General features: G+C 73.7%; 8 protein-coding genes. 2 read left to right on the top strand and 6 right to left on the bottom strand.

Features of this window, described 5'->3' with window-relative positions:
- Nucleotides 1-594: 594 nt before the first annotated feature.
- Both ACOJVX_RS07305 and ACOJVX_RS07300 read right to left on the bottom strand, forming a co-directional pair.
- Nucleotides 595-1,125 carry a PPOX class F420-dependent oxidoreductase gene (locus tag ACOJVX_RS07305; RefSeq protein WP_245588754.1) on the bottom strand — a complete coding sequence of 177 codons (531 nt, stop codon included), beginning with the start codon at nucleotides 1,123-1,125 and terminating at the stop codon, nucleotides 595-597.
- A 31-nt stretch (nucleotides 1,126-1,156) separates the two neighbouring features.
- Nucleotides 1,157-1,498, bottom strand: a complete 342-nt coding sequence (locus tag ACOJVX_RS07300) for a hypothetical protein (RefSeq protein WP_051313828.1) — start codon at nucleotides 1,496-1,498, stop codon at nucleotides 1,157-1,159.
- 391 nt (nucleotides 1,499-1,889) lie between these two features.
- Between ACOJVX_RS07300 and ACOJVX_RS07295 the strand changes: the two genes are divergently transcribed.
- Nucleotides 1,890-2,870: a hypothetical protein gene (locus tag ACOJVX_RS07295; protein ID WP_245588753.1), complete on the top strand. Its 981-nt coding sequence runs from the start codon at nucleotides 1,890-1,892 to the stop codon at nucleotides 2,868-2,870.
- 533 nt (nucleotides 2,871-3,403) lie between these two features.
- On the opposite strand, the gene ACOJVX_RS07290 is transcribed toward ACOJVX_RS07295, so the two are convergent.
- From ACOJVX_RS07290 to pheS, 3 genes are all read right to left on the bottom strand, one after another.
- The gene (locus tag ACOJVX_RS07290; protein ID WP_422647357.1) at nucleotides 3,404-4,897 is read right to left on the bottom strand and encodes a wax ester/triacylglycerol synthase domain-containing protein; all 1,494 of its coding nucleotides are present in this window, start codon (nucleotides 4,895-4,897) and stop codon (nucleotides 3,404-3,406) included.
- A gap of 408 nt (nucleotides 4,898-5,305) precedes the next feature.
- Complete coding sequence (gene pheT, locus ACOJVX_RS07285) at nucleotides 5,306-7,855, bottom strand: phenylalanine--tRNA ligase subunit beta (protein WP_422647356.1); 2,550 nt, start codon at nucleotides 7,853-7,855, stop codon at nucleotides 5,306-5,308.
- 50 nt (nucleotides 7,856-7,905) lie between these two features.
- Nucleotides 7,906-8,973 carry a phenylalanine--tRNA ligase subunit alpha gene (gene pheS / locus ACOJVX_RS07280; protein ID WP_026418447.1) on the bottom strand — a complete coding sequence of 356 codons (1,068 nt, stop codon included), beginning with the start codon at nucleotides 8,971-8,973 and terminating at the stop codon, nucleotides 7,906-7,908.
- A 392-nt stretch (nucleotides 8,974-9,365) separates the two neighbouring features.
- Between pheS and ACOJVX_RS07275 the strand changes: the two genes are divergently transcribed.
- A complete protein-coding gene (locus tag ACOJVX_RS07275; protein ID WP_051313827.1) occupies nucleotides 9,366-11,024 on the top strand; it encodes a DUF262 domain-containing protein in 1,659 nt (552 codons plus the stop codon).
- Nucleotides 11,025-11,036: 12 nt separating this feature from the next.
- Here the strand turns inward: ACOJVX_RS07275 and ACOJVX_RS07270 are convergent, their stop codons facing one another.
- Nucleotides 11,037-11,690 (bottom strand): rRNA methyltransferase, encoded by a 654-nt coding sequence (locus ACOJVX_RS07270; RefSeq protein WP_418155576.1) that lies wholly within the window; start codon nucleotides 11,688-11,690, stop codon nucleotides 11,037-11,039.
- Nucleotides 11,691-11,800 lie beyond the last annotated feature (110 nt).

Genomic DNA, 11,800 nt, shown 5'->3' with positions numbered 1-11,800 from the left:
CCACGGCGGCAGGCGAACGCCACCCATGATGCCCGCCATCCGGGGGCCGCCGCTGGCCGCCGACCGGGTGGTCGTCGCCACCAACCCGCTCCGCCGCGCCGCACCCCCGGCGGCCGCACGTCGCCGCGCGCAGCCCGCCCGCCCGGTCAGCCGGCCGCGCCGGACGGCCCGCGCTCGCCCCACACCCCTCCCGACCACAGCCGAACTCGGGACGTGGCCGCCCACGAAGCGCGGACGACACGTCAGGGGCCCCCGCCGACCAGGACGACACCGGGTACGCCCCCCTTGTCGGCCGCACCCGCCTCTCGCACCAACCGCTGAGGGCGTCCCGGCCGGACAACCACCCTGGCGACGCCCCGGCGGCGGCAGGACCGCGCCCACCGTCGCGCCGCGACCAGGCGCGGCGCGCACCTCCCGAGCGCCCCCTGCCACTCGACTCCCAGCTGGGATCCGCGCCCGGGCGCACGACACCGGTCCGGTGCGGGTGACCCGTCGCCTCCCGAAGGGCGGGCCAGCGAACCGGCGGCCAGAGACGCGGCGGCTGGTGCCGCGGCGGGGCACGGCCAGCGCCCGGCAGGACCTGGTGCTCGTCGATCAGCCGCCAGCGGGAGTGATCCGCACCCCCACGGTTCCGGTACGCCCTCGCCGCAGGGTGCTCAGGGTGACGACGAGCCACCCCAGCGGACCGTAGCGACGCGAGACCAGGCGACGGGCGCGGTCGCTGTCCTCGGGGCCGAGGACGACCGCCCGTCCGCCGGTTTCCGGGCCGGTCACGCGACCCCGCACGTCGCACGGGGCGAGGCGCACCGTGGGCGTGTGCCGGATGCGCTTCACCTTCCCGGAGTCGGCGACCGTCCACACGACGAGCGCGTCCCCGTCCCTGGCGAGCCACACCGGCGTGACCACCGGTTGACCGGACCGCCGGAAGGTGGTGACCGCCAGGTACCTCGCCGCGCCCAACCGGTCGAGCGCCGGGTTCCCTGGCCCGGTGCCAGCCTGACGCGGCTCCTCCACCCCACCACCGGGGTCGGGCCGGGCGCCGTCGGGGTGGTGCGACCGGCCGCTCCTCGGCACCGGGGGCCGCCCGCGACCCGTCGGCCCACCCTCCGCTCCGGTTCCACTCACCAGCCCCATCCCTTCGGTCGTCGCTCACCCGTCACCGTGGACGCGGGCCCTCGCCTCGGTCGTCGGCGGCCGGCCCCGGCTCCCGGCGCGGCTCGTCACGGAGCACCCGCCACGCCACCCGCTCGCCGCGCTCGACGGCGGCGACCTGCTCGGGGGCCAGCACCCGGTCGAGTTCCGCTCGTGCCGCCCTGACGAGCACGATGAGCTTCTTCGCCACACCTCGCACCTGGCTGCCGCGTGGAGCGGGATCGACGAACACCGGGCGCGCGTCGGCGATCAGGCGCCGGTACCGGTCGTTCAGGGTGGCGTGCCGGTCCAACAGCTCCATCGCCGTCTCCAGCGGGGAGAGGTCCGGCGTCTCCTCGGTGCGCACCGCCCCAGCCTAGGCGCCCGGCACCGGGGGCGGCGTTCCCGACTCCACGGCGCGGTGGACGGGCCCACCGCGTCCGGTCCACACCGGACGCCGCCCCTCGGCCAGCCGGTGGCGGCGGAGCGGACCCGGCACGGGGCGATCGCCGCCCGGGGACGCCCGGCGGGACCGGGGCCACGGGAGGACGTCGAACGGACCACCGCCCGGAGGGCGGCCGGCCTGAACGGAGGTACCCGCGGCGCGCTCGCCGGGGAGCCCGTTCCCCCAACAGGAGGACCGGTCGCCGGCCGGAGACGCGCGGGTCCGGCACGGCGTGTCGGACGCCGCCGGCGTGTTTGATCACAACGCGGACACAGGCTGGCTCCCGGCATGTCAGCGGCTCTAGAGTCCCCCGGTGCGCTTGTTCAGCAGACGGAGAAGGCAAGCCGGTCCCGAGGAGATGGTCCTCGGCCATCCGTACGACGACACGGTCCTGGACGCCGCCGTCGAGACCGGTTCCCTGGTCGCGGCGCGCACCGTTCTCGAGGAGTGCAGGGACGACCACGAGACCCGCGCCCTGCGCACCGACGTGCTCGGCCGGGCGTTCATCGGCCGGGCGGACGAGATCGCCGAGGCCGCCTCGGCGACCGGTGATCCGGAGCTCTGGTTACTCGCCGGCAGCGTCTACCGGCACGAGGCCTGGACCGTGCGCGGCGACGGCGTCGCCGAGGACGTGGGGCACGACAGGTACCAGATCTTCTTCGCCACCCTCCGCAAGGCCGTGGCCCCGCTGCACGAGGCCGCCGCGCAGCTCCCCGAGGACCCCTGCCCCTGGATGGTGCTGGTGTGCGTGGGCCAGGGCCTCCAGGTCGACCGCGAGCAGCAGGACGAGGTGTGGTCGGAGACGGTGCTCCGCTCGCCCACCCTCTACCCCGCGCACTGGTACCGGGTGCAGGCGCTCGCCGCGAAGTGGGGCGGCTCCCACGAGGCGAGCCTGCGCTTCGCCCGGGAGACCGTCGCCCGCGCTCCCGCCGGGCACCCCCTCACCGCCGTGCTGCCGCTCGCCCACTTCGAGGTGTACCTGCACAACCTCGAGGAGACGTTCCGCGCCAGGAGGCGCGTGGAGTACTTCCGGATCCACACCCGGTACTTCGAGGACAACGCCGGCGAACTCGTCGACGCGTCCGACAAGTGGTCCAGGGACCCGGTGCCGCACCCGCGCGCGAGGGAGGCCCACAACCTGTTCGCGGCAGCGCTCTCCCAGGCCGGGGACCTGCCCAGGACCCGCCGCCACCTGCTCGGGATGGAGGACCGGCTGCACCCCGTCCCGTGGGCCTACCTGGGCGACCCCGAGCAGGAGTACCGGCGCACCGCCTCCCGCTACCTGCTCACCTGAACACCCGCCCACCGGTCCGCTCCTGGCCGTCGGATGGCGGGCCCGCCCGACGAGTTCCCGTGGTCGGTGCGCGGTCGCGCCGTCTCGGGTCCTCCGCCGTCAGGGCTCACCCGCACCAGGTGCCCGCGCACTCGGCCGCCGGTGGAACGCCGAACCCGGGTGAGAGGTGGCGGCGCGGGTTCCGCTGACGCCACCCCGGGGCCCGGTACTCGCCGCCGCCACCACGGGCCACGCCGGGCCGGTATCCGGCGAGCGGACCACCCGTCCCGCCCTGGTGCGCCGTCGCTCGTCAACCGCCCACCGCGCCCGGTACGGCGCGGGGCCGCTCCCGAGCACCGCCACACCACACCACCGGCCGGTGACCCTCGCGCCGCGTCCGCGACCCGGTCTCCGCACCTCGACGACCGGCCCCCACTCCGGCTGAACCGGGAAGCACACTCCCCTCCGCCAGGGCCCGGGTTCCGCCGGGCTCCGTTCCGGTCCGTTGCCGACACCGGTCGTCGCGCCGGGGCGGCACCGGGACCCGGCGCCGCTCAGGTGTCGGCCGCTACGCCGGTGTCCGACAGCGGCTGCCCCGGCCCCGCACCGTCCCCGGAAGTCCCGATGCCCGGAGCGGGTGGCGGAGCCGTGTCCGAGGCGGGAGGGCCGTCCACGGCCGGCTCACCGGAGCCGCCCGTGGCCGCGACGGCTCGCGACGGAGCGGGGGACGCCGCCTCTGCCGGCGAGGCCGGTTGATCGGTCTCGACCCCCAGCGCCGCCGCGAGTTCGGCCAGGGCGGCGACCCACCGGCCGGGGAGGTCACCATCCACGTCGGCCGCGCTGGTGTCGACCACGGTGAGGGTCCCGACGCCGCCGGTGCTGGCGAACGCGACTGAGAGGCCCAGCGCCCGGTAGGTCATCGGCAGGAGGGCGACCCGCCGGACCCCGCTCGCCCCGACACGCAGCGGTTCGACCGGGCCCCGAAGGTTCGTCACCACGCAGTGGAACGTTCGCGACCGGCAGTAGAGGTGGTGCGGGAGGCCCAGGACGAGGTTCGGCAGGAAGTCGGTGAGGCGGAGCAGGGCGGCGACGTGCCAGGCCCGGCGGGTGCTCTTGATGCGGGCGGTCAGGGCGTGGACCGTGGTGAGCAGCCGGGCCGGATCGGCCGCGTCCGCGCCACCGTCGCCCAACGGGATCCGCACCCGCACGGGCGCGAGGTGGTTGCCGAGCGGAGGGCGGTCGCCGTCGCCGGTGTCCACCGGCATCAGCAGGCTCAGTTCCGCCGGCGGACGTTCCCCCCGGGCCAGCAGGTGCCGGGTCACCGCGATCGCCCAGGCGGTGAGGAACACGTCGTTCACGGTGACCCCGGCGGCCCGGGCGAGGTCGGTCACCCACGACAGCGGGACATCCGCGAAACGCCACCGCCGGGGCGCACCGGCAGGTTCCAGCGGGGGCGCGGGATCGGTGGGGCTGAGCAGGTCCCGGCAGACGATCCCCATCCCTCGCCACGGGTTGCCGGCCCGCCTCGGGGCGGCGCGACCCGCGCTCGGGGGCGACGCCTCCTCACCGAACACGTCCCGCAGCAGCCGGACGACGTTCATACCGTCGTGGGTGGCGTGCCGAACCCGCACGACGACGGCGAACTCGTCGTCGGCGTACCCGGTGACGAGGGAGATCCGCCACGGGTCCCGCTCGGGGACGGGCTGGGGCAGCAGATCCGCGAGCACCTCCCGGAGGCCGTCCTCTCCGGAGCCGTCCGACGGGACGAGGTGCTCGACGAGGCGTTCCACGTCAGGCGTCCGCTGCGGACGCCAGCGCGGATGCCGCACCAGACCCGACCGGCCGAGCCCCCACCGCAGGCCTGGCGTCGCACCCACCCGACCGGCGATCTCGGCGCGCAACTCGGCGACGCTCGGCGGGGTGCCCCGCACTTCCAGCACCGCGCCGACGTCGGCGTGCGCCCCGCTCCGCGGCCGGGCGTAGGCGAGGAAGGAACCGTCGAGGCCGGTGAGGCGCCCAGTCCTCGGACCGCCCAGCACCGGCGGCACGCGGTCGGTTCCTCTCGAGGGCGCCACGTCGGTTGGGTCGGGCACGGGCCACTCCACGGTCGTCGGGGCCGGAACGGGCGGACGGCGGACCGGCGACCCCGGGTGGGGTGACCGGCGCCGCCACGAGCCCCGAAATCCTACCGTGCGTGATCAACGGAGGACTATCGGGCACTCACCGTGAACACCTCGCCTGCGGCGTGAGCCCGCCGGCGAGCGCGGCACCGCGCCTCTCGCACGGGCCGACACCGCCGCGAGTGCCCTCCCCCGGACCTGAGGGGAGCCGGTGTCGGGCCCCGGGGCCGTCGCCCGGATCCGACCGGAGTCCCGCCCCGAGGCCCACACCTCCGTCGACCCGCGGGAGCGGGGCCGGACACCGCAGTCGGACGGCCGACCCCACCTCGGACGTCCTCAGCCCCGGAGGGTCGCGCCGAACCGGTCGGCGGCGGCGGCCACCGCGGCGTCCCGGGCCTCGGTGGCCTCCTCGACCGTCAGCGTGCGGTCGGACGCCCGCAGCCTCAACGCGAAGGCCAGGGATCGCTTGCCCGCGCCGAGCTGCTCGCCCTCGTAGACGTCGAACAGCCGGGCCTCCTCCAACAACGGCCCCGCGCCGGCGCGCACCGCCTCGGTGACCTCGGCCGCCGGGACCGAGGCGTCCACGACCAGCGCCAGGTCGAGCAGGACCGGCGGGTAGGCCGACACCCGGGGCGCCGGCCGGCGTTCGACGAGGGGAAGCGCGTCCAGGTTCAGCTCCATCGCGCAGGTCCTCGCCGGAAGGCCCAGCGCCGACACCACCTTCGGGTGCAACTCGCCCGCATGACCGACGACCTCGTCGCCCACCAACAGCTCGGCGCACCGACCCGGGTGCCACGGCGCGTACTCGGCCGACCGCACCCGCAGGGGGACCTCGGCGTGCCGTGCCACCAACCGGGCGGCCTCGACAGCGTCAGCCCACCCGGCGGCACGCCCCGAGCCCCACCACCCCGGGAGTTCCCGCTGCCCGGCGAGGACGACGGCGACGTGCACCGGCTGCTCGGGCAGCGCCGCGTGCAGCGCCCCGATCTCCTCGTCCGACGGCCGCCCGGTCGCCGCCACGGGGGGCACCGGGGGCTGCTCGTCCTTCGCGCGGAAGACCTGACCGACGTGGAACAGCGCCAGGTCCCGGCGGCCACGGGACACGTTGCGCGTGACCGCGTCCAGCAGGCCCGGCAGTACCGTCGTCGTCAGCTCGGCGCGGTCCGCCTCCAACGGGTTGAGCAGCGACATCGTCCGACGCCGCTGGTCGTCCTCGTCGAGGCCGAAGTCGTCCCACACCGAGGAGGACACGAACGGGAACGGCAGGGTCTCCACGTAGCCCGCGTGCGCGAGCGCCTTCGACACGGCGCGCTGACGCCGCTGCCCCGGTGTGAGGCCCCGACCGGCCGGCGCCGTCGGCAGCACGGAGGGAATGGTGTCGTAGCCCTCCAGCCGCAGGACCTCCTCGACCAGGTCCGCGGGTTGGACGAGGTCCGGCCGCCAGGTCGGCGGCAGCGCCGTGACCACCGCGGCGCCCTCGACGGTGCTGACCTCGATGTGGCAGCCGATCTGGCTCAGGCGCCGGGCGGTGACACCCCGTTCGTAGCGGACACCGGCGACCCGGTCCGGCAGGTCCAGGGCCATCGTGACCGCCGCCGGCCGGCGGATGGCGCCGAGATCGGTCCGCCCCCGGTGCACCGTGGCCTCCCCGTAGCGGACCAGCAGCGTCATGGCGCGCTCGAGGGCCTTGGCCGGCAGGGCGGGGTCCACGCTGCGCTCGAAACGCTTCGCGGCCTCGCTCGGCAGCTTGTGCCGCCGCACCGTCCTGGCGATGCTCGCCGGCTCCCAGCTCGCGGCCTCCAACAGCACGTCCGTGGTGTTCGGACCGATCTCCGTCGTCTCACCGCCCATGACGCCGGCCAACGAGATCGGCCCCGAGTCGTCGCAGATCACCGTGTCGTCGGGATCCAGATCCCTGGTCGTCCCGTCCAGGGTGCGCAGCTTCTCGCCCGGCTCCGCGCGCCGGACGACCAGGTCACCGCGCAGGGCGGTGGTGTCGAAGGCGTGCAGCGGCTGCCCGAGTTCGAGCATGACGTAGTTGGTGACGTCCACGGCCAGGGAGATCGACCGGATACCGGCCAACATCAGGCGCCGCCGCATCCACCACGGGGTGGGCGCGGTGGGGTCGAGACTGGTCAACCGGGTCAGCACGAAGCGCGGGGCGCGGTCCTCGTCCCGGATCGAGGTCGGCCAGGCCTCCCCGGCGGCCTCCCGGACGTCGACCTTGGCCGGATCGGCGAAGGGGGTGTCGAAGGCGCAGGACAGTTCCCTGGCCAGTCCGCGCACCGAGAAGCAGTAACCCCGGTCCGGGGTGATCGCGAGTTCGATCACCGTGTCGTCGAGGCCCAGCAGCCCGGCGGCGGGGGTACCCGGTTCGGCGGTCCCCGAGGGGAGCACGAGGATGCCGGTGTGGTCGTCGCCGAGGCCCAGCTCCTTGGCGGAGCAGATCATGCCGTCGCTGGTCCGACCGTAGGTGCGGCGCGCGGAGATCTCGAAGCCGCCGGGCAGCGCGGTGCCGGGCAGCGCGACGACGACGAGGTCGCCCTCCCGGAAGTTGGTGGCGCCGCAGACGATCTCCCGCAGGTCTGGCCGCCCGACGGCGTCCTCGCCCGAGTTCCCGTCCGGCTCGTCGGCCTCCTGGCCCTGGTCGGGGGACGCCGGCACGGTTCCGACCTCGACCCGGCAGTGCCGGATCGGCTTCTTGAACCCGGTCAGCTCCTCGATCTCGGCGACCCGTCCGATCACGAGGGGACCGGTGACCGGCTCCAGGGACGTGACGTCCTCCACTTCGAGGCCGACCCGGACGAAGGCGTCGGCCAGCTGCTCCGGAGTGGTGTCCTCCGGCAACTCCAGGTGCTGGGCAAGCCAGGAAACCGGGATACGCACGCGCTAGTGCCTTTCTGCGAAGAGGCGGTTGGTGACTCGCGGCCGAGCGCTCAGCCCTGGACGCCGAAGGGGAGGGTGAACCGGACGTCACCCTCGACCATGTCCCGCATGTCGGGCAGGCCGTTCCGGAACTGGAGGGTGCGCTCCAGGCCCATGCCGAACGCGAAACCGGAGTAGACGTCCGGGTCGACACCGCAGGCACGCAGCACGTTCGGGTTCACCATGCCGCAGCCGCCCCACTCGACCCAGCCGGCCCCGCCCTTCTTCTCCGGGAACCACACGTCGACCTCGGCGGAGGGCTCGGTGAAGGGGAAGAACGACGGTCGCAGCCGCGTCCGGGAGTCGGGACCGAACACGCCGCGCGCGAAGGCGTCCAGCGTCCCCTTGAGGTGGGCCATCGTGATGCCCCTGTCGACGGCCAGGCCCTCGACCTGGTGGAAGACCGGGGTGTGCGTGGCGTCCAGCTCGTCGGTCCGGTAGGTCCGGCCGGGGCAGACGACGTAGACGGGAAGCTCGCGGTCCAGCAGCGAGCGCACCTGCACCGGTGAGGTGTGCGTGCGCAGCACGAGGTCGGAGCCTTCCGGGGCGACGTGGAAGGTGTCCTGCATGGTGCGGGCCGGGTGGTCCTTGCCGAAGTTCAACGCGTCGAAGTTGAACCACTCGGTCTCCAGCTCGGGCCCCTCGGCGACCTCGTAGCCCATGCCGACGAAGACGTCGGCGACCGTCTCGGACAGGGCCGTGATCGGGTGCCGCGCTCCCGGGGCCACCTGGTCCCAGGGCAGCGAGACGTCGACGGTCTCCTCCCGCAGGACGCGCTCGTCCCGCTCGGCCTCCACGACGGTCAGCCGCTCCTGGAACAGCGCCTCGATCCTCGTCCGCGCCTCGTTGACCCGCTTGCCCGCCTCCGACCGGGCGGCGGGGGGCAGGGCGCCGATCTCCCGACGCGCCGTCAGCAGCGGGGAGCGATCACCCAGGTGCGCCGGCTTGATCGCCCGGAGTTCGTCGAGGTCACCGGCAGCAGCGAACTCGGACGCCGCGTCCTCCACCGCGCGTGCCAGGGTCTCCGGCGCGAGTGCGGCGACCTCCTTGGGGTCGTAGCTGTCGTTGGCTCCGGACATGGCCGCGGTTGACTCCCGGGTCGCAGGGGTGCTGAACAGTCCGATCCTAAGCCGTCGGTTCACCCCCTCGTCGACCGCATTACGGACCGCGCTCACCGGTGCCCGAACCCGCACCCCGAGTGACATCTGGTTCCGGGAGCCGCGATCAGGAGCGCGGACGCGCGTGCACCCCTGATGTCCGCCGGGCATCCCAGGCCGACACGCGACCACGGTCGGCGGTCAGCGTTGAGCCACGAGTCGGCGGGCAGGCCGTCTCCGAATTCTCGCCCAGCCACGCGACGGGGAGCGACCGCGTTTTTCGCGAAAGGACTACCCGGAAGGGGGATAGCGGGGAGTAACGAGCTGAACCATCATTCCTGGGATATTTCCCCGCGAATCCCCCAGGTGTTGAGATGACCGATTCGCTCCAGACACGACCGACGGCGACCACCTTCGACCTGGAGAAACTCCTGGGCGAAGCCTGGGCGGGCCGCCTGCGGATACCGCACTTCCAGCGGGAGTTCCGCTGGGACCGGCAGGACGTCATCCGCCTCTTCGACAGCATCGTTCGCGGGTACCCGGTGGGCAGCCTGCTCCTGTGGTCCCGGCCCGCGGCTTCGCAGCTGCTCAAACTCGGCCAACTGGAGATCGAAGCACCGGCCACCAACGAGGCCCTGTGGGTCGTCGACGGCCAACAACGCCTGACAAGCCTGGCCAACGTGCTGCATCCGGACGGTGCCAACGACCCACGATTCCGAATCGCCTACGACCTCCGGGCCAGAGAATTCTCGCTGCGCCCTCACAGCCAGGACCCCTGGGTCGTCCCGCTTCCGGTCATCTTCGACCTCCAGAGACTCCTCCGCTGGTTCGCGGAGCATCCGGAACTCACCGAGCACCTCGACGAGGCCACCTCCCTCGCCAGGAAAATCCGGCAATTCAGCGTGCCGGCCTACCTGGTGAAACACGACGAGGTAGCCGTCCTCCAGGACATCTTCGATCGGATGAACAACTACGGGAAGCGACTGCGACGAGCCGAGGTGTTCTCCGCGCTGTACGCGGGCGACGAGAACTCCCACGAAAGCAACCTGACCATCGATGGAATCGCCAACGCCATCAGTGGAGGGCTCGGTTTCGGGCTCCTGGACAGCAACACGGTCCTGCAGGGAGTACTCGCCAGAAGAGGCCCTGATGTCGCACGTGATCTCCGGGTCGAGTTCAGCAACCACGAGCGCCGGGGCGTGTTCGACTTCCGGGGAGAGGATCGCGACACCGCCTTCGCCGCCGGGGCCCGGGCGCTGGAGCGAGCCGTCGTCTTCCTCCGGGAGGAGGTCGGGGTCCCGCACGTGAGCCTGCTCGCCTACCGCTACCTCCTCGTAGTCATGACCCGTTTCTTCGCGCACCATCCGGAACCATCACGACGGTCGCGCGTCCTGCTGGCCCGGTGGTATTGGCGGGAGGCCGTTCGTGGTCCGCTCACTGGGCGGGGGAGCGTGATGAGCACGGTCCGCGCGTTGTGCGCGAAGGTCCGGTCCGACGACGAGGCCGCGTCGGTGTCGGCGCTGGTCGACGCCGCGGATACTCCCCCCGGCGGCTTGCGGGCGCCGACGCTGACCAGGTTCAGGACGAACTCGGCGGAGACGAAGATCCTGCTGAGCGCTTGGTGGTCTATCGGACCCCGTTCTCCGATCACCGGCCAACGGTATGGGCACTCCCAGCTGTCCTCGTTCCTCGGGGACAGCCCCACCGCGGCGTCGGCCTCACCCCAAGTGGTCCCGCGGCGGAGCCTGAAAGAGGAGCACCAGGACTGGGCCGCCAACAGGGTTCTCCTGCCGGACGAGGCGGTACCCGTCAACGAACTCGACAGTTGCCTGGCCGTGCGGCCAGGGGAGGTCACGCCGGACACCTGGCGCCTCGTCCTCAGGTCCCACGGCCTGACGAACGAGACCGAACGACTTCTCCTCGAGGAGAGGTGGGACGACTTCATCGAGTCCCGGACCGAGGTGCTCCAGGACGATGCCGCGAGGTTCGTGGCCGAGAGGTGCGCGTGGGACTCGGAGGCGCCCGAGGACTGACGCCCGGCGACGTCAGGACGGATCGACGACTTGGCCGGCCCGGAGGAGGGCGACGGCCCGGGTACCGACGCGGAGCGACCCGGCGGGGCGCGGACCGGCCAGCGGGACCTTCCGACCTCGGGTGGCCACGACGAGCACCGTCTCCGCCGGGACAACCGAGGCGACCGCGCCCAGCATGCCCGCCGTGCCACCCGAGGCGCCCGGGCCGAGCCAGTCGGTGCGCTCCCCGTAGGGGACGTCGGTGACCACGATGTCGGGCGGACCATCCCGGAAGCGGTCGGCCACGGCGGGCGCCGGATCGAAGGCATCAGCCGCCAGGACCGTCACCGGTACGTCCCCGCCCCTGGCGAGACGGGCCCGCAGCCGCAGCGCGGTGTCGGCCGTCTCCCGGTAACCGGGTTTGCCGTGCCGCTCGGCGAGGGCCCGCAGCTCGGCCGCGCGGGCGGTCAGGCCCCGGTCGCTCAGCAGGGCGAGGTTCGCCCGGGCCAGGGACAGCGCGCGCTCGTCCAGGTCGGAGGCCACCACGGCGGAGAGGGCAGCTCGGTGCAGGAGGCCGAGCACGGTCAACAGGTAACCACTGCCGCAGCACGGGTCCCACACCGTGACCGGCCCGGAACGGCCCCGCAGGGCCACCGCCCGTTGGAACACCTCGGAGGCGAGGCGCACCGGGAACGCCGTAGCCCCGGTGCCGAGCGGAGCACGGCCCCGCTGGCGAGGTCCTGGTAGTTCTCGCGGGTCACCGCGTGCTGGTAGCCCACGGCCGGTCTCCCTCCACC

Source organism: Actinoalloteichus caeruleus (genome assembly GCF_049311605.1).
Classification (GTDB): domain Bacteria; phylum Actinomycetota; class Actinomycetes; order Mycobacteriales; family Pseudonocardiaceae; genus Actinoalloteichus_B; species Actinoalloteichus_B caeruleus.
This window is presented reverse-complemented; position numbering and strand designations above follow the sequence as displayed.